Genomic DNA, 17,521 nt, shown 5'->3' on the forward strand with positions numbered 1-17,521 from the left:
TATTAAATTCAAACGGAGGAATAACGCAATGTATAGTTTTTCAACACTACTGAAAGGAAAGATGACAGAGATAGAGCAGCAGTTGATTAATGCCTTGAAAGAGGAGGGTTTCGGTATTCTGACTGAAATCAATGTCCAGGCCACGCTGCTAGAAAAGCTGGGCATAGAGAGAAAGCCTTACAAGATCCTGGGTGCCTGCAATCCATCACTGGCCAACCAAGCGATTGAGGCAGATCCAGATATTGGGCTCCTGCTGCCTTGTAACGTGGTGATACGGGAAGAGGAAGACGGATCAATCCGCGTTGCCTTTATGGATCCCTCGGCCGTCTTAAAATTGGTCGAGCGGGATAACGTTGACCAACTGGCAGATGAAGTCCGTTCCCGGTTGCTTCGTGTGCGTGACAGCATGGGAGGATCAGTGAGCGACTGAGAGGGTAAAAAATCGTTCTTGACCTATGCGTAACGCATAGGTTGTACATTTAACCGCACAAGCAGTTTTCTGCAATAACCCTTGCGAGCGAGGTAGTGAATATGCGTATTTCGAGAACCATGGTCATGGCACTGTTAGTTGCATCAGTTTCAGTTCCGGTGCTGGCGGACTCCGGGCATCATCCAGACGAAGCAGAGGCAAAATCGACATCATCACCCATGCCGATGGCCAATGGGCAGATGCCGATGATGGCCGGAGGCAAGGATGGCATGCCGATGATGAAAATGATGGAGGAGCGGCACGCCATGATGCAGGCCCATATGACGAAAATGGAAGCCCATATGGCCAATATGGAGAAGCTGTTACAGCAACTGGTTGAATTGCAGAAGAAATAGCCAACAGGACCGGCAGGAGGACAGACTGATGCTTACAGTGAATGAACTGGCAATCCAGAGTGATGCACCGCCCCACGTAGTGCGTTATTACGTACGCATCGGTCTGATCTTACCCGCCGATCAGCAGGAGAATGGCTATCGTCTTTTTAAAACTCAAGATGTAAGTCGAATTCGTTTTATACGGATGGCAAAAAATCTTGGATTCACCTTGAATGAGATCAGACAGATCATACGGCATGCGGATGTTGGTGAGTCACCTTGTGATGATGTGAGAAATATCATCCAGCACCGTATTTCGGAAAACCGCATTAAAATTGAAGAGATGCTAAAGCTGCAAGCCCGAATGGAACAGGCATTGGAACGGTGGAAGCTCATGCCGAACGGCGTTCCTACCGGCTCAAGTGTCTGCCACCTTATTGAAGTAATAGAAAATAACGAAGAGTGACATCCCTTCAATATAGTCGTGCCTGGAGAAAACAATGAAACAATCCGCAAAGCATCTTGATTCATCCGATCATGTCGACCCGGTTTGCGGCATGACGGTTTCTGATACAAGCGAGTACCGATCAGATTTTGAAGGAACCGATTATTATTTCTGCAGCGAACACTGTGAAAAGAAATTTCTGGCCAATCCCTCAGGCTATTTAGGCAATAAAAAATCACAGCATGAAACCGGACATCATCACGATGAAAAATGTCAGGGTAATCATGCCACAAAAGGCGCGGCTCCGATGCCGAAAACCAGTGGTGGCTATACCTGCCCAATGCATCCGGAGGTCCAGTCAGACAAGCCGGGGCCTTGTCCCAAGTGCGGTATGGCACTTGAGCCTATGGGTGAACCTATAGCCGCCACACGCACTGAATATACCTGTCCGATGCACCCGGAGGTCATACAGGATCATCCAGGCAATTGCCCCAAATGTGGCATGGCCCTGGAGCCGCGTACCATTAACGTGGAAGAGAAGAACGAAGAGCTGGACTATATGAACCGGCGCTTCTGGGTGAGTGCGGTATTAGCCTTGCCGGTCTTTCTGCTGGCGATGGTTGCAGACCTCATGCCCACCTGGCTGCCAGATGGGCTTTCCATGAAAGCCGTTCAGTGGATTGAGTTTACACTCGCAACACCGGTAGTGTTGTGGGGTGGCTGGCCATTCTTCGTACGTGGCTGGCAGTCAGTAGTGAGCTGGAATCTCAATATGTTCACCTTGATTGGGCTGGGCGTGGCTGTGGCCTGGATTTACAGCGTCATTGCTTTGCTGTTTCCTGGCATCTTTCCACCCAACATGCTTCATGAAGGCGGCACAATCCCTGTCTACTTTGAGGCCGCGGCTGTGATCACGGCCCTGGTACTACTCGGCCAGGTATTGGAATTGAGGGCACGCAGTCAGACCAATGAAGCAATCAAGTTGCTGCTGGGCCTGGCTCCCAAAACCGCACGTATTGTGCGCGCGGATGGCAGCGAAGAAGATATCCCCATGGAATCCGTCGTGCCGGGTGACATCCTGCGTGTGCGTCCGGGTGAAAAAGTACCCGTGGATGGGGTGGTCACCGATGGAAGCAGTGCGGTGGATGAATCGATGGTCACTGGCGAGCCTATTCCAATAGAAAAATCGACCGGGGAACCACTAATAGGCGCTACTGTTAATGGTACCGGTAGTTTGCTGATGCGTGCCGAGAAGGTAGGGAGCGATACGTTGCTCGCCCAGATCGTGCGTATGGTCAGCGAGGCGCAACGTTCACGGGCGCCCATCCAGAAATTGGCGGATGTGGTCGCCGGTTACTTTGTACCAGCCGTGGTGCTGATTTCGATAATCACATTGATTATTTGGGGTTTCTATGGACCCGAACCACGCCTGGCACACGCGATTATCAATGCGGTTGCTGTGCTGATTATTGCTTGTCCCTGTGCACTGGGTCTTGCAACGCCGGTGTCGATCATGGTGGGTACCGGCAAAGGGGCATCTTTGGGTGTGTTGATCAAGAATGCCGAAGCACTGGAGATTATGGAAAAGGTCGACACACTGGTTGTCGATAAAACGGGCACATTGACCGAAGGAAAACCAAAACTGGTCTCGGTACAGACTGGAACGGGTTTCAGGGAAGCCGATGTTCTGCGTTTGGCCGCCAGCCTGGAAAAGGCCAGCGAACACCCGCTGGCGGAGGCCATTGTCCGTGGCGCAGAGGAACAGGGTGTCAAGTTGAGCTCAACTGATCAGTTTGAATCCATCACTGGAAAAGGGGTGGCCGGGTCGATTGATGGACACAGGGTAGTGCTTGGCAATATCAAGCTGTTCGAAGAACTTTCCATTGATCCGGGCGATTTACCGGATTTAGCTGAAACCGGTAGGGGCAAGGGACAAACAGTGATGTTTGTGGCCATAGACGATAAGGCTGCAGGGATCATCGGTGTAGCCGATCCTATTAAGGCATCCACCGCACAGGCCATTCAGGATCTACATGCGGAAGGTGTGAAGGTGGTCATGTTGACAGGGGATAACCGCACGACCGCCCTGGCGGTTGCGGATAAGCTCGGTATCGATCAGGTAGAAGCTGAGGTATTACCTGATCAAAAAGCGGCGATAGTCAAAAAACTACAGGCAGAAGGCCGGGTCGTAGCGATGGCCGGAGATGGTATCAATGACGCGCCGGCCCTGGCGCAATCCCATGTGGGTATAGCCATGGGTACCGGTACGGATGTGGCCATGGAAAGTGCGGGGGTAACTCTGGTCAAGGGTGACCTGCGCGGTATCGTTCAGGCGAGACGGTTAAGTCGAGGGACTATGCGGAATATTCGCCAGAATCTGTTCTTTGCCTTCATTTATAACGCACTGGGTGTTCCGGTGGCTGCTGGAGTTTTATACCCCGTATTTGGCTTGTTGCTCTCACCGATGATTGCCGCTGCTGCTATGAGTTTCAGTTCGGTTTCTGTGATCAGCAATGCGTTAAGGCTTAAACAGATTCGTATTTAGATAGGAGACTAAAATGTACAACGAACACATGTTTGGCTTTGGTTGGGGCTTTATGTGGTTATTCTGGATCTTTGTGGTCGTGGCAATTATCTGGTTGATTAAAGCATTTATAGGCAACAGCAATAATCAGGAAAAAAAGCCAAGGTCCGCAGAAGAGATTTTGAAGGAGCGCTATGCAAAGGGAGAAATTGATCGTGAAGAGTTTGAGCAGAAGCGAAAAGATTTAAATAGTTAACGGCACATGAGTGAGATATGAAATCCAAACATCAACTGAAGCCTACAGGCACCTGGGAAGTTCTGCGTCGTATTAGAGTTTCCAAAACGAACCATTCTGACAATTCTCCCGCTGTGGATGACATCGCCAGTCAAGTAACAGGTGTAAAAATTATAGTGCTCGATAATGACGCCCGGGAACTGTGGGTTCTATATGACGCCAGTCAGGTGGACTACCAAGCGATAGTTCAGGCATTAACTGAAGCTGGTGTTCCTCCTATAGATAATTGGTGGACGCGGTTTAAAGGTAGTATCTATCAATATTCAGATACCAATGCACGGGACAATGCAAAGGCACCGCCCCCTGCTTGTTGCAATAAATCACCCAAATAGTGGCTGGTATTATTGCTTTAGATGCCAATATGGCCGAATCGGATCGTCGGTTGAAAGCTCTGTATATACGCCTATGTATATTGGTTGTGTTTGTGCTGGCTCTATTGGCCGTCTATTACTATCTACACGAGCATGGAAGACTCTCCACCATTACGGATGCCGGTAAACTCAGACTCTGGATAACCAATCTTGAGTACGTTGGCCCGGTCACGATCATTGCCCTGATGGCCATTGCGGTTATCATTAATCCCATCCCCAGTGCCCCCATCGCCTTGGCGTCTGGGGCCGTGTTCGGCCATACCTGGGGCACTGTTTACGTCGTAGCAGGGGCTGCTATCGGGGCGGCAGGGGCATTCTGGATCGCCCGATTACTGGGTCAGGAACTACTAGTTAGACTGTTTGGCAAAAAGATTATGCTGGGGTGGTTGGGTTCGCAAAACATATTGATGGCTTTGGTCTTTGTTTCGCGACTTATACCATTCCTATCCTTTGATCTAGTAAGTTATGGGGCCGGCTTGACGCAGATTAAGGCATGGCGTTTTCTACTGGCAACACTTTTCGGTCTTGTTCCTGCAAGTTTCCTGCTCGCACATTTTGGTGGAGAGATGGCTGCAACTGACTTGAATGAGGCCATGTTATTGCTACTGTTGCTGGGCGGTGTAACTGTTATACCCGTGGTTCTAATAGGATATTTTAGACGCCACTAAATTATCTGTAGTTGCTGATTAAAGGCGATGCACAATTACTTGGTAACCATGCGACAAGAGAAATGTGATGGGAAAAATATTAATCGTACTTCTACTATTGATACTGAGTTTCACTGTAAATGCACAACAGGAAAAAAATATGATCCTGGCGGCGACCGCTACTGGAATGCCAGGTCATCAGATGGGAAATAGTACAGAAAAGCTTGATTTGAAAATTCCACGTGTTCCCTTCAAGTATGGGCTAGGCATGAACAGGTTTCGTACCCTGTGCTCTAGTTGCCACGGCAAATGGGGTGATGGTACAGAGCAAGGGCCGCCGCTATTACACTCTTTCTACAAACCATCACACCATTCAGATGAGGCTTTTTACCGGGCAGCACGTGAGGGGGTTAGAGCACATCATTGGAAGTTTGGTGATATGCCTCAAGTAGAAGGCGTTACAAGAAAGGATGTCGATAAAATAATTCCGTTCATTCGCTGGTTACAGAAGGAGAATGGTATCTATTAGAGTTGTAGGTGTGGATATGGAGGTTTTGCATTGGCCTCTCTGCGCCAGAGAATAATGGCGTATTCAGAATAACGATTGAAACAGGCAGGACTTTCAACAGATAAAACCAGGTTTTGTCCGACCAGACTGCCACCAAGAAGTTGAAGGCGGCCATAGACCGCACCATCACCCACTTCCAATAACCACCCGGCAAGGCGTCTTGCCAGGATGTCTCAGCCCTGTTTGGTTCATTCGAAAGGTGGCTGAGCGGCAGTCGAGTCATGCCGCGCCACGCCACGAATCAATAAACAATTTACTTATTCCAGCTCCTCGTAGGGGAGTCCGACATACTGCTGGGCAATTACTCGACGACCCGCCTCGTAACCCGTGTAGTAATCCAGTTCAGATGCCATAAATTTCTCAAAGGTTCTATCGTCTGCACCATTGATCGATAGGCCTTCAAAGTTATGCAACATATTGGTCATCCACCAGGAGAAACGTTCACCGTGCCATACTCGGCGCAGGGCTATTTCTGAATATTGTGCGATACACGACTTGTCATTCTCTTTGAACACCCGGGTCAATATTTTATACAGGGCAGAAACATCGGATGCCGCCAGGTTCAGACCCTTGGCGCCGGTTGGGGGTACTATGTGGGCTGCATCACCCACCAGGAACAGATTGCCGTACTGCATCGGTTCGCAAACGAAAGAGCGAAGTGGTGCAATGCTTTTTTCGATGCTGGGCCCGGTTACCAGGTTTTTTGCTGTATTGGCAGGCAGTCGTTTCTTGAATTCCGCCCAGAAATCATCGTCACTCCAGTCTTCCACCTTGTCGGACAGAGGGACCTGGATGTAATAGCGTGAACGGGAGGCCGAGCGCAGACTGGCCAGGGCAAAGCCGCGCTCGTGTTTGCAGTAGATCAACTCCTTACTGACCGGTGGGGTGTCGGACAGCAAGCCCAGCCAGCCGAACGGATAGATGCGCTCATATTCTGTCCTGACATCCTGGGGGATAGTCTGGCGGGAGACGCCGTGAAAACCGTCGCAGCCGGCAATGTAATCACATTCGAGATGGTGTTTAACGCCATTGATTTCGTATGTCACAGAGGGCGTTTTGGATTTAACATCGTGCAGTGTTACATTGTCGGCTTGGTAGATGGTCTGAAGGCCGGCTGCGGCCCTGGCCTCCATGAGATCTTTGGTAATCTCGGTTTGTCCATAAACCATCACCGTGTCGCCACCGGTCAGTTGCTTCATATCGATTCGTACGCGCCGGTTGTTGAAGGCAAGTTCGAAACCCTCATGTATTTCGCCTTCCCGGTCCATGCGCTCGCTGACACCGGCCTCTCTGACCAGATCGACAAAACCCTGCTCAAGAACACCTGCCCGGATACGTCCCAGCACATATTCACCGGTAACCCGCTCAACAATTATGTTATCGATTCCCTGGCGGGCCAGCAGTTGTCCTAACAACAGGCCGGAGGGGCCGGCACCAATGATTGCTACCTGTGTTTTCATAAATGCTCACCTGGTTCTGTTTGGTTTTCGGTTAAAACTCCGGGACGGGCTATGCCTGACGAACAGCATGCCCCCGAGTGTTCATCTATGATGGACCGAAAGAAAAGCTGACATAAGTCATAAAAACAACAAAAAATTGTACTTATTCACCATCTTGAAGCAACGAGTCGAAGAGGGGGGTATGGTTTTTATAATTTATATTAATGAGGGTTTTTATATATATGGATGCTAGATACAGCTATTATTGGGAGAATTCAAAAATATAATTTAGCTAAGAAATATATTCAAAAAATTGTATATTTGTGAAATGTAATGGTTTATAGGAACCGGGTGCGCAGGGTGACAGCCAATTCAGTCAATAAATCCATTCCTCAGTATGGTCTCTATGGTGAACCGGGATGGATCGATGATCCCGAGTTTATCCATATTGAAGATATCCGCAGGCGTAGCAGTGCCCTGGGTTGGGTTATTGGTGCCCATCGCCATGGCAGGCTGTTTCAGATGATCTGCATTGATGAGGGGGCGGTTGAGGTACACCTGGATGAGCGGGTGGCGAATCTTGAGAGTCCCAGCGTGATTACCATACCCGCGGGAGTCGTTCACAGTTTTCGTTTTGCGCCGGAGAGTGAGGGTGCTGTGGTCACATTGGCCGAACCCCTGCTGCTGGAAACGGAGGGTGACCGTGCACTTGCATATTTCAGCGTATTGTTCACGGAGCCCGGGTGTATAAAGTTTCCACAGCGTGGACCGGTGCTTGCGAGGCTGAAAATGGTGCTGCAACAGCTAAAGGATGAATTTGCTCAGGCTCAGAGTGGCCGTGGCCTGATGTGTGAGTGGCTGATAAGTATCCTGCTCATGACAATTTATCGTCAGCAGGAAGCGAATGGGCAGTTGGAGGTCAGCGCCAGCGCGCCAAGTATGACGGCCGGCCAATTGAAGTTTCTGATTGAAAGAAACTTTAAAGACCATTGGACCGTGGAGCAGTATGCGGATGCCATTGGCACTACCGTCAGCCGCCTGAACCGGTTGAGCAGGAGCGTGATGAATCAAACGGTAGGCCAGATGATACAGGCGCGTATGGTGTTGGAGGTGAAGCGGCGCCTGATCTATACGCGTGCCACCCTTGACGAAATAGCCGCTGACCTGGGTTTTAAAGATCCGGGCTACTTTTCACGCTATTTCAAACGCGCGGTGGGGATGCCCCCGGGCCGTTTTCGCAACGAGAACAATTTTGATACCACCGCTGAATAACCGTGGCATGAAATGGGCTGGGGAGTGGGCGTGTTCCTTGAGCGTGGAATAGCGTGAGCACTGACAGTCCGTGTTCAGTGCTGTTGCCGGAATAGGGATTGTTCGCCGATCTTGTTTACGGCGTGTCGAAATGCTTTCGGTGGCTGGCCGGTCAGTCGTTTGAAAAAGCGTGAAAAATACGCCGGATCGTTGAATCCAAGTCCGTAGGATATTTGACTGACACTCTGGACGGTGTAGATCAGGTTTCGCTTGGCCTCCAGCAGCACGCGTTCATGTATCAGCTGGAGGGCATTTTTATTGACCATTTGGCGGCACAGGTTATTCAGGTAAGAGGCGGTGATGCCGAGTTCTTCGGCGTAACTTTCTACTGTTCGCTGTTTCATGAAGTCACGATTGATGAAATGGCTGAAGCGGCTAAAGTACTCGGCGCCGCGATTCTGGAGATTGACTGTGTCAACTATTGAAGGTGCATTGCGCTCAAGCCAGATACCCAGTAACTGGACCAGAAATATCAAGGCATACGCCCGGGAGTCCTCCGGCGGATGGCTGTATTCATGGGATAAAAGTTCCAATATGCCTTCCAGTTCGCGCTGGCTGTGTCGAATGGTCATGATCATGGTGGTTTTCATGGCCAGCTGTTCCTTGGCGAGCGTGTCTTCCAGCTTATCCAGTATCAGATTGGATATGGAAAGGACACTACCCTCCACATCCTCCGACCAGGTGAAATCATGCACGCACATTTCGGAGATAACGATCAGGCAGGGTGCCTTGAGCGTGGTTGGATCTCCATCGAGGTTCGCGCGTCCATGACCCCGTTTCAGGTAGAAGATCTGTGTTAGCCCGGGATGGCGGTGCGGTCGGATCTTAAACTGATGTTTCCGGCTTCGGGTAATCAGCGGCTCGCAGTGCAACAAGTCGGGAGTGAGTGACTTCGCCTGCTCGCCATAAATCTCTATCGTGGGTATCTGGTGTGTCGGGTTCATATCGTCGGCCTGGCGAGGAATATATGAAATGTACAAGAATAAATGCGATATGTCTCTTTATAAACTGATATTTATCATTAAATATACAAGTATGGCGGCCGTGTGATATTGCCTGCCAGTTAACCCTAACTCGAGAAGGATGATCAACATGGTTTGGCAAAAGCATGATTATGAAGATATTCCTGGTACCTACGTATTCAATGGTGAGCGGTCCCATTCAGGTTACAACCTGAACAAAATGGCGTTTTCATTCAATCACGAAGCGAATCGGAAAGAGTTTGCTGCGGATATGGATGCCTACTGCAGGAAGTACAATCTGTCTGATGAGCAGCGCGAGGCCGTGCTTGCCGGCGATTTCCTCAAACTTCTGCATCTGGGGGGGAATGTTTATTACCTGGCAAAGATTGCAATTTTTCATGGTCTGACGGTTCAGGATGCCGGGGCGTCGTTCCAGGGAATCACGACTGCGGAGTTTAAGAAAAAGCTGGAGGATAATGCTGAAGGCTTTCAGGAAGCATTGAAGAAGCGCGGAGGTTTCTGGCATGGCTAAAATCATTGGTGGCATCACAACATCGCATATTCCCGCTATTGGCAATGCCATGGCAAGCAAGTTGGAAAACGACCCTTACTGGAAGCGTTTTTTTGACGGTTACGAGCCGGTCAAGGCCTGGCTTGAAGAGGTGAAGCCGGATGTCGCGATAATTGTGTATAACGATCATGGGCTCAATTTTTTCCTGAATACAGTACCCACTTTCGCGTTGGGCTGTGCCGATGAGTACCATAACGATGATGAAGGCTGGGGCATTCCCACTACCGCATCGTTTAAAGGCGATGCACAGTTTTCCTGGCATCTGGCCGAATCACTAATTAACCAGAACTTTGATCTGACCACCTGTCAGGAGATGAAAGTTGACCATGGATGCGTGGTTCCCATGAGCCTGATGTGGCGCCATCTGCCCGAGTGGCCTTGCAAACTGATTCCGTTGGCGGTCAACACGGTGCAGCATCCGCTTCCGAGTGCACAGCGCTGCTATGATCTGGGTAAGGCGCTGCGCAAAGCGATCGAATCCTACCCGGAGGATACCAAGGTGGTAATTTTTGGTACCGGTGGGTTGTCCCACCAGCTACAGGGTGAGCGCGCCGGTATTATCGATGTCGAGTTCGATATGGAGTGCATGGAGTATATTGTTAACGACCCGGACAAGATGACGGCCTTTTCCAATACCGAGATCATGGAGAAGGCGGGTACTGAAGGCATAGAGGTAATCATGTGGATGGTGATGCGTGGTGCGTTGGCTCCCAATGTGAACGTGTTGCACAAGCACTATCATGCACCGATCTCCAATACCGGGGCCGGTGTGCTTCTGTTGACCGACGCCAAGGACTGAATCGCGAGGATCTTGCAGGCGCTCACGTAACCGCCTCGGAATATAACGGCCCCCGGTTTGGGGCCGTTACGCATGCCGGTTCAGAAAGCGCCAGCATAAATGCGAAGCGGTCTTTGTAACGAGCCGTTTCGCCAGCCGCTTAGTCAGTTCACCCATCAAGAGCCGCAAGCGACAGCCGCCACAATGCGAATGTCGACTAATGAAAATCACGGCCGTCCGATAAACCCCCTCTCCCTCGGGAGAGGGTTGGGGTGAGGGGATTGGATGCGGTAACGCGTTGTTTATTCATACCCTCATCCTGTCCTTCTCCCAGAGGGAGAAGGGACGCACTAAATGCATTTTTCATCTCTCCGTGCTTCGTTGTTGTATTTAATATCACCAAAATATGAATGAGTTATAAATACAAAATACGAAGTTTTATGGGGCAGCAGTGCATGAAAAAAAGCCCGGAAAGAGGGCTTTTTCTGTACCCGGTGAAAGTGGTATCAGGGATCAACGGGTGTGATCCTGCCAATACAGTCGCATTGGATTGTCAATCAGCAGGGCCTGCTGGAGGTCCGGCGTGGGCGCGATCTTGGGAATCACGTCAACCAGCTTGCCATCATCCGGGATATGGGACTTCATGTTCGGATGCGGCCAGTCAGTGCCCCACAGGACCCGGTCCGGGAACCTCTCCACCAGTGTCCTGGCGAAAGGAACCACGTCATCGTAATTGGGCGGGTTCAGGGTGAGTCGCTCAGGGCAACTGACCTTGGTCCAGATATTCTCGTGCGCTTGCAGGAGTGTCACGAAACGCTGAAAGTCCTCATGCTCCACATCCTTGGATACATCCGGACGTCCCATGTGATCAACCACGATCAGGGTATTCAATTGCATGAGGAACGGCGTCAGCTCTTCCAGGTCCTGGGCTTCAAAATAGACCACGATATGCCAGCCCAGTGGTCGGATCTTTTCCGCGATGTCGAGAAAAACCTCTTTTGGTGTGGTGTCGACCAGGCGCTTTACAAAATTGAAACGTACTGCCCTGACGCCGGCGTTATGCATGGCCTGGAGTTCTTCGTCTGTAATGTTCGGGTCCACCACGGCAACGCCACGGGCGCGGTCGCCGGCATACTGCAGGGCATCAAGCAGCGCGGCATTGTCAGTGCCATGACAGGATGCCTGCACGATCACGTTGCGCGCGAATCCGAGGTGATCGCGTAGTGCAAACAGCTTTTCCTTGGGTGCGTCGCAGGGGGTGTACTTGCGCTTTGGATGATAGGGGAATGTATCCGCGGGTCCAAATACATGGCAATGGGCATCTACGGCGCCTTCCGGCACCGAAAATGCGGGTTTGCTGGGATTGTCGTGAAAAGGTAAGTAATCGGGGTCCATGGAGTATCCTGGTCTCTCAGTCGGCGAACACTTCGCCATCAAATAGTTTGCGGGCCGTTCTTAGTATCGCGGCATTTTTCACGTCACCCCGGTCATTGGTCTCCAGGATAACCGTCATTTCACCAATGGGATGCTCAATGGGCATGACTTTTCTGGTGCCGGCCGAAATATTGGCCAGCGCATGAGCCGGCGAATCGGGCAGCATGCAGGCGGTGGCGACACTCACCGCTCCCAGTACACCAATAGAGGCATGGCAGCGGTGGGGAATGAATGTTCGAGTGGATATTGCACCACCCTGGGTTGCGGGACTGACCATGCTCATTTTGGGGACGGACTTGTGGGTGACATCACCCAGATTCATCATCTGTCCCGCCTGCAAGCGGATTGATTCCAGTCTCTCCTTCAAGCGGTCGTTCTGTTCCAGTTGCTCTCGCGTCTCGGTTCCCGTGATGCCCAGGTCCGCGGCATTCATGACGACCACCGGCATGCCATTGTCGATGCAAGTCACCTTGATGCCGTCAATCAGATCCACCTGGTTGCCTGTGGGCAGGAGGCTGCCACAGGTGGAACCGGCAGTATCCTTGAACGTGACTGGTATTGCGCTGGCCGTGCCGGGGACGCCGTCAATATGTGCGTCGCCCTGATAGATCACCGCACCCGCATGGGTCGAAACCCGCTCGATGGCGATCTGCCCGGTATTCTCCATGAAAATGGTCACGCCGGTTTCGCCTTCCTGTGCCGTGACCAACCCTCTCTCGATCGCGAAGGGGCCGACTCCGGCCAGGATATTACCGCAGTTTTGCGCATCCGTAACAATCGCCTGATCAACGAACACCTGCAGAAACAGGTAATCGACATCGATGCCGTCGCGACCGGATTTTTTGATGACTGCAACCTTTGAGGTCAGTGGATCGGCACCGCCGATGCCGTCGATCTGCCGGGGATCGGGGGAGCCCATGATACGCAGCAAAAAGGCGTTCCGCTCCGTCTGGTCAGTGGGCAGGTCACCGGCCAGAAAGTACGCGCCTTTCGAGGTGCCGCCGCGCATCCACATGCAACGCACCGGTTTAGACATACATCAGCCCTTTCTCTTGCAAGCGGGGGCGCATATTGTAGATGTCCAGTCCCAACTCGCCGTTGGCCAGCCGGACACGCTTGGTTTCCTCGTTTTCCAGGCGTTTCCGGGAAGCCGCCAGTACCGCCTCGGCCTCTTCCCGGCGAACCACCACCACACCGTCATCATCCGCGACAATTACATCACCCGGGTTGATCAGCTGGTCGGCGCACACCAGCGGCACGTTCACCGAGCCGAGAGTCTCTTTAATAGTGCCCTGGGAAAAGACATGCTTTGACCAGACAGGGAAGTTCATCTTCCTGAGATCGCGCGTATCCCGGACACCGCCTTCGATGATCAGTCCGACCACGCCGCGTACCTGTGCCGAGGTGGCCAGCAGATCACCGAAGTATCCATGGTTGGATGGAGAAGTGGGTGAAAACACCAGGATATCACCCGGTTTGGCCTGTTCGATTGCGACGTGCATCATCCAGTTATCCCCGGCGGCCCCGGAGATGGTCAAGGCGGAGCCGGCAACAGACACATCCTGCTGGATGGGGCGCATGTAGTCCGCCAGGAGTCCCCGTCTACCTTGCGCCTCGTGGATGGTGGCGACGCCACACGCTGCCAGTCCGTCAACAATTTCCCGGGGCGCACGCTCGATATTCTGAACAACAACATTTTCACGCATGATAGAAAATCCTTAAAAAGTGTGGGTACCGCTCAGGCTTCAATCCGCAGACGACTGAAGACGCGGCGCGCATTGCCCTCAAAAATCTGTTGCTTCTGTTCGCTGGTCAGTTTCGGATTGTTGTCAATATAGCGCTTTGTATCGTCGAAATAGTGCCCGGTTTCAGGGTCTATTCCTCTCACTGCCCCGATCATTTCAGATGCAAACAGGATGTTTTTGGTCGGAATAATATCCAGCAGCAGGTCGATGCCTTTCTGATGATAGACACAGGTATCGAAGTAAATGTTCTGGAGTGCAGATTCCTCCAGCGGAGCGTAGCCCTTGTCCTGCATCAGGCCGCGGAATCGTCCCCAGTGGTAGGGTACGGCGCCGCCACCGTGGGGAATGATGATCTTCAGCTGAGGAAAGTCCTTGAACACATCGGACATTACCAGTTGCTGAAAACCGGTCGTATCAGCGCCCAGGTAGTGGGATCCGGTGGTGTGGAAGCAGTCGTTGCAAGCCGCGCTCACGTGGATCATGGCAGGTACGTCCAGTTCGCACATTTTTTCATAAATGGGATAAAAGGCGCGGTCAGCCAGGGAGGTATCCTTCCAGTACCCGCCGGACGGGTCCGGGTTCAGGTTGCAGCCGATGAACCCCATCTCCTCCACGCACCGAACCAGTTCTGGTATGGACTTCTCCGGTGCCACTCCCGGCGACTGCGGCAACTGGGCAACCGGCGCGAAGTTCCTGGGGAACAGCTCGCAGACGCGTTTGATAAGCTCGTTCTGGTGTTCGGTCCAGTATTTGCTGGTGTATTCATTTCCGATATGGTGTCCCATCCAGCTGGCGCGGGGGGAAAAAATGGTCAGGTCGGTGCCGCGCTCTTTCTGCAGTCGCAGTTGATTATTGTCTATGCTCTCAATGATTTCATCATCACTGACCGATACCTTTCCCTTTTCACCCTTGTAGGCTGGATTATTGGCAACGGCCTGCTTCTGTTTTTCCCGGTATTCACCGACGCCAGGTGGCGTGGTGGTGTAGTGTCCATGACAATCGATTATCATCTGCAGGCCTCTAATTTGGTATGCATAAGTGTTCCGAATCCGAATCAGGTGGCTGATCCATGTTCGTACCAGTATGGGGATAACGATAGGAGAATTAGGCGCAAGCTGGCTATTTGATTTTTAAAGATATGGTATTGATTTTTGAGATAGCCTATGATTCAAAGAGCAACCGTTCAGAGTCGAACATGGACTACGAGATCCCCAATATCAGGCACCTGAGAGTATTCATGGAGGTGGCTGAAAATAAAAGTATCAGTAAAGCCTCCGAGAAAGTCTTCCTGTCCCAGCCGGCAATCACCCAGGCCATCGCGAAGCTCGAAAAAATGCTGGATACGTCGCTTTTTCAGCGTCGCAGCGACGGGATGTATGTGACTGAATCCGGCCGGGTATTCGTCGAGCGGGTTCGAAGGTCAATGGAGATGATCACTGAAGGTGTCAAAAACGCCATTCGGCTGGGTGGGGGCAAGGGGCAGGTACTGCAACTGGTCAATATGCTCAAGACCACCCAGTTGCGCGCCCTGATTGCTGTGTCGGAGGCGCACAATTTCAGTGTGGCCGGGCGCAATCTCGGGATCTCGCAGTCGGCATTGCACCGTGCGGCGCGAGAGTTAGAGGATTTGCTTAAGGTGGTGCTGTTTGAGAAAACCAGTACGGGTATCAGCACCAGCAAGGCGGCCAGGGCGCTGTCGAAGGCGTGTAAGCTGGCTTTCGCCGAGATCAGGCAGGGGCGGGACGAGGTAAACTCCATCCATAATCGAGAGATTGGAGAGCTAGTTATAGGCAGCATGCCCCTGGCCAGAACCTCGCTGCTGCCCAAGGCAATCATCGCGTTGTCGCACCAGTTTCCCGATTTCAGGATCCGGGTTAATGACGGGCCCTACGATGATCTTCTCTACCATCTGCGGCATGGCGACATTGACCTGCTGGTGGGTGCGTTGCGTTTTCCTCCACCCTCGGATGATGTTATTCAGGAAGAGTTGTTCTCCTCGCCGGTGGCGATTATCGGCCGCTCCTGCCATCCGCTGTGCAGCGAGCAAACGGTCGATATCCATATGCTTGCCAAGTACCCCTGGGTTGTTCCCAGGCGGGGCACGCCGACCCGTTCTATTTTTGAATCCGCGTTTACCGAGGCCGGTATGGCAGTGCCCAGTCGCCTGGTGGAGTGCAGTTCTCAGATTCTGGTCCGCTCGCTGCTTTTGGATAGTGATCGATTGACAATAATCTCCGCACACCAGGTGCAGCACGAGTTGAGTCTGGGAATACTTGAAACGATTCCTTATGATGTGGCTCACTCCAGCAGGCCCATAGGCCTGACCTTCAGACGCAGCTGGAAGCCAACAAAAACACAGCATTCGCTTATTCAACTATTACGCAATGGCTAGCAATCAAGGGCCCCCTGGAGTTTTGGATATTGATGCCTATGCAAAAATTGAATAGTGATGTTGTTTAATTAATTACCCCGTTCCGGGTGTAAGTGATAGTTTGTCCTGCAACAATCAAGCGTAACTCTGCGATTACTGCGGATTCGGGCAGTCCATCATCCATATCGAATCGGCGAATCGCGTAGCGGTTGCAAACGACGGATGCCCGGTCCTGGTGCCGGGAATAGACAAATTCTAACGAGGTAAGCAATGAGAGTATGTATTGCAGGGGCTGCGGGTGCGTTCGGGATGAAGCACCTGGAGGCAATCAGTGCGATTGAGGATGCTGAAGTAACGTCCGTGGTGGGTGTCGATGCGGCCAAGATGGAAGCCTTTGCCGCCGAGCACGGCATTCCCCATCACACTACTGATCTGGCGGAGAGCCTGGCGCGGAACGATGTGGACTGCGTTATTCTGGCCACGCCTACCCAACTGCATGCCGCGCAGGTGATTCAGTGCCTGGAAGCGGGCAAGCATGTACAGACGGAAATACCCATGGCGGACAATATCGAAGACGCCAGAAAAATCGTTGAGATGCAGAAAAAAACCGGCTTGGTCGCCATGGTGGGGCACACGCGCCGGTTCAACCCGAGCCACCAGTGGATACACAATAAAATCCAGGCGGGTGAACTGAAAGTCCTACAGATGGATGTGCAGACTTACTTTTTCCGGCGCACCAACACCAATGCCAAGGGCGAGCCCCGTTCCTGGACGGATCATCTGTTATGGCATCACGCCTGCCACACCGTTGATCTTTTCCAATACCAGACAGGCGAGACGGCCAGCCAGGTCCAGGCTTTGCAGGGGCCGCCGCATCCGGAGCTGGGTATTGCCATGGACATGAGTATCGGCATGAAGGTACCCAGCGGCGCTATTTGTACACTCTCGTTGTCATTCAACAATGACGGTCCGTTTGGTACCTTCTTCCGATATATCTGCGACAACGGCACCTATGTTGCCCGTTACGACGATCTCGAAGATGGTCATGGAAACCCCGTAGACCTGTCCGGTGTCGCGGTCTCTTTTAACGGTATTGAGCTGCAGGATCGTGAATTCTTTTCAGCCATTCGTGAACGCCGGGAGCCGATCGCGAGTCTGTCCCGTTGTTTTCCGGCTATGCAGACGCTGGATCGTATAGAGCAGTGCCTGGCAGCGGCCGGGTAGCCGGCCGCCGCAACTCCGGAGTACGTTCCATG

Annotated in this window: 19 protein-coding genes; 13 read left to right on the plus strand and 6 right to left on the minus strand. The window is 52.0% G+C overall.

The features are described 5' to 3' along the window. The first annotated feature begins 28 nt into the window (after positions 1-28). The 8 genes from A3GO_RS0100075 (at position 29) to A3GO_RS21785 (ending at position 5,615) form a co-directional block, all read left to right on the plus strand. On the plus strand, positions 29-430 hold the full coding sequence (locus A3GO_RS0100075; protein WP_029131666.1) for a DUF302 domain-containing protein: 402 nt from the start codon (positions 29-31) through the stop codon (positions 428-430). Positions 431-531: 101 nt separating this feature from the next. Continuing rightward, a complete protein-coding gene (locus A3GO_RS0100080; RefSeq protein WP_029131667.1) occupies positions 532-825 on the plus strand; it encodes a hypothetical protein in 294 nt (97 codons plus the stop codon). Positions 826-853: 28 nt separating this feature from the next. Next, positions 854-1,270, plus strand: a complete 417-nt coding sequence (locus tag A3GO_RS0100085; protein ID WP_037374348.1) for a MerR family DNA-binding protein — start codon at positions 854-856, stop codon at positions 1,268-1,270. 34 nt (positions 1,271-1,304) lie between these two features. Continuing rightward, entirely contained in the window at positions 1,305-3,794 is a 2,490-nt protein-coding gene (locus A3GO_RS0100090; protein ID WP_029131669.1) for a heavy metal translocating P-type ATPase, read from the plus strand. A gap of 13 nt (positions 3,795-3,807) precedes the next feature. Further along, positions 3,808-4,029: an SHOCT domain-containing protein gene (locus A3GO_RS0100095; RefSeq protein ID WP_029131670.1), complete on the plus strand. Its 222-nt coding sequence runs from the start codon at positions 3,808-3,810 to the stop codon at positions 4,027-4,029. A gap of 17 nt (positions 4,030-4,046) precedes the next feature. Then, positions 4,047-4,400: a hypothetical protein gene (locus tag A3GO_RS25930; RefSeq protein WP_157606648.1), complete on the plus strand. Its 354-nt coding sequence runs from the start codon at positions 4,047-4,049 to the stop codon at positions 4,398-4,400. Beyond that, positions 4,400-5,107, plus strand: coding sequence for a TVP38/TMEM64 family protein (locus tag A3GO_RS0100100; RefSeq protein ID WP_245621621.1), 708 nt, complete (start codon positions 4,400-4,402; stop codon positions 5,105-5,107). Before A3GO_RS25930 ends, A3GO_RS0100100 begins: the two co-directional genes overlap by 1 nt. 67 nt (positions 5,108-5,174) lie before the next feature. Further along, entirely contained in the window at positions 5,175-5,615 is a 441-nt protein-coding gene (locus A3GO_RS21785; protein WP_157606649.1) for a c-type cytochrome, read from the plus strand. Between the two features lie 296 nt (positions 5,616-5,911). Here the strand turns inward: A3GO_RS21785 and pobA are convergent, their stop codons facing one another. Beyond that, positions 5,912-7,114 carry a 4-hydroxybenzoate 3-monooxygenase gene (gene pobA / locus A3GO_RS0100110; protein ID WP_029131672.1) on the minus strand — a complete coding sequence of 401 codons (1,203 nt, stop codon included), beginning with the start codon at positions 7,112-7,114 and terminating at the stop codon, positions 5,912-5,914. 339 nt (positions 7,115-7,453) lie between these two features. Here pobA and A3GO_RS0100115 point away from each other — a divergent pair, with 339 nt between their 5' ends. Further along, the gene (locus A3GO_RS0100115) at positions 7,454-8,365 is read left to right on the plus strand and encodes a helix-turn-helix domain-containing protein (RefSeq protein WP_029131673.1); all 912 of its coding nucleotides are present in this window, start codon (positions 7,454-7,456) and stop codon (positions 8,363-8,365) included. Between the two features lie 74 nt (positions 8,366-8,439). Here the strand turns inward: A3GO_RS0100115 and A3GO_RS21790 are convergent, their stop codons facing one another. Then, positions 8,440-9,348 (minus strand): helix-turn-helix domain-containing protein, encoded by a 909-nt coding sequence (locus tag A3GO_RS21790; protein WP_051301665.1) that lies wholly within the window; start codon positions 9,346-9,348, stop codon positions 8,440-8,442. Positions 9,349-9,496: 148 nt separating this feature from the next. Here A3GO_RS21790 and A3GO_RS0100130 point away from each other — a divergent pair, with 148 nt between their 5' ends. Then, a complete protein-coding gene (locus A3GO_RS0100130) occupies positions 9,497-9,898 on the plus strand; it encodes a protocatechuate 3,4-dioxygenase (protein WP_029131674.1) in 402 nt (133 codons plus the stop codon). After that, the gene (locus A3GO_RS0100135; protein ID WP_029131675.1) at positions 9,891-10,736 is read left to right on the plus strand and encodes a class III extradiol dioxygenase family protein; all 846 of its coding nucleotides are present in this window, start codon (positions 9,891-9,893) and stop codon (positions 10,734-10,736) included. The genes A3GO_RS0100130 and A3GO_RS0100135 overlap by 8 nt, the downstream gene beginning before the upstream one ends. 492 nt (positions 10,737-11,228) lie before the next feature. On the opposite strand, the gene A3GO_RS0100140 is transcribed toward A3GO_RS0100135, so the two are convergent. Genes A3GO_RS0100140 through A3GO_RS0100155 form a run of 4 tightly spaced genes read right to left on the minus strand, consistent with a single transcriptional unit; the run spans position 11,229 to position 14,904 of the window. After that, complete coding sequence (locus A3GO_RS0100140; RefSeq protein ID WP_029131676.1) at positions 11,229-12,110, minus strand: amidohydrolase family protein; 882 nt, start codon at positions 12,108-12,110, stop codon at positions 11,229-11,231. 16 nt (positions 12,111-12,126) lie between these two features. After that, positions 12,127-13,185 (minus strand): 4-oxalomesaconate tautomerase, encoded by a 1,059-nt coding sequence (locus A3GO_RS0100145; RefSeq protein ID WP_029131677.1) that lies wholly within the window; start codon positions 13,183-13,185, stop codon positions 12,127-12,129. Next, on the minus strand, positions 13,178-13,855 hold the full coding sequence (locus A3GO_RS0100150; RefSeq protein ID WP_029131678.1) for a 4-carboxy-4-hydroxy-2-oxoadipate aldolase/oxaloacetate decarboxylase: 678 nt from the start codon (positions 13,853-13,855) through the stop codon (positions 13,178-13,180). The genes A3GO_RS0100145 and A3GO_RS0100150 overlap by 8 nt, the downstream gene beginning before the upstream one ends. 32 nt (positions 13,856-13,887) lie before the next feature. Further along, entirely contained in the window at positions 13,888-14,904 is a 1,017-nt protein-coding gene (locus A3GO_RS0100155) for an amidohydrolase family protein (protein WP_029131679.1), read from the minus strand. 185 nt (positions 14,905-15,089) lie between these two features. On the opposite strand from A3GO_RS0100155, the gene A3GO_RS0100160 reads away from it, so the two are divergent. Both A3GO_RS0100160 and A3GO_RS0100165 read left to right on the plus strand, forming a co-directional pair. Further along, complete coding sequence (locus tag A3GO_RS0100160; protein ID WP_029131680.1) at positions 15,090-16,286, plus strand: LysR family transcriptional regulator; 1,197 nt, start codon at positions 15,090-15,092, stop codon at positions 16,284-16,286. 249 nt (positions 16,287-16,535) lie between these two features. Further along, positions 16,536-17,489: a Gfo/Idh/MocA family oxidoreductase gene (locus tag A3GO_RS0100165; RefSeq protein WP_029131681.1), complete on the plus strand. Its 954-nt coding sequence runs from the start codon at positions 16,536-16,538 to the stop codon at positions 17,487-17,489. Positions 17,490-17,521: the final 32 nt, after the last annotated feature.

It is taken from the genome of Sedimenticola selenatireducens DSM 17993 (assembly GCF_000428045.1).
GTDB classification, from domain to species: domain Bacteria; phylum Pseudomonadota; class Gammaproteobacteria; order Chromatiales; family Chromatiaceae; genus Sedimenticola; species Sedimenticola selenatireducens.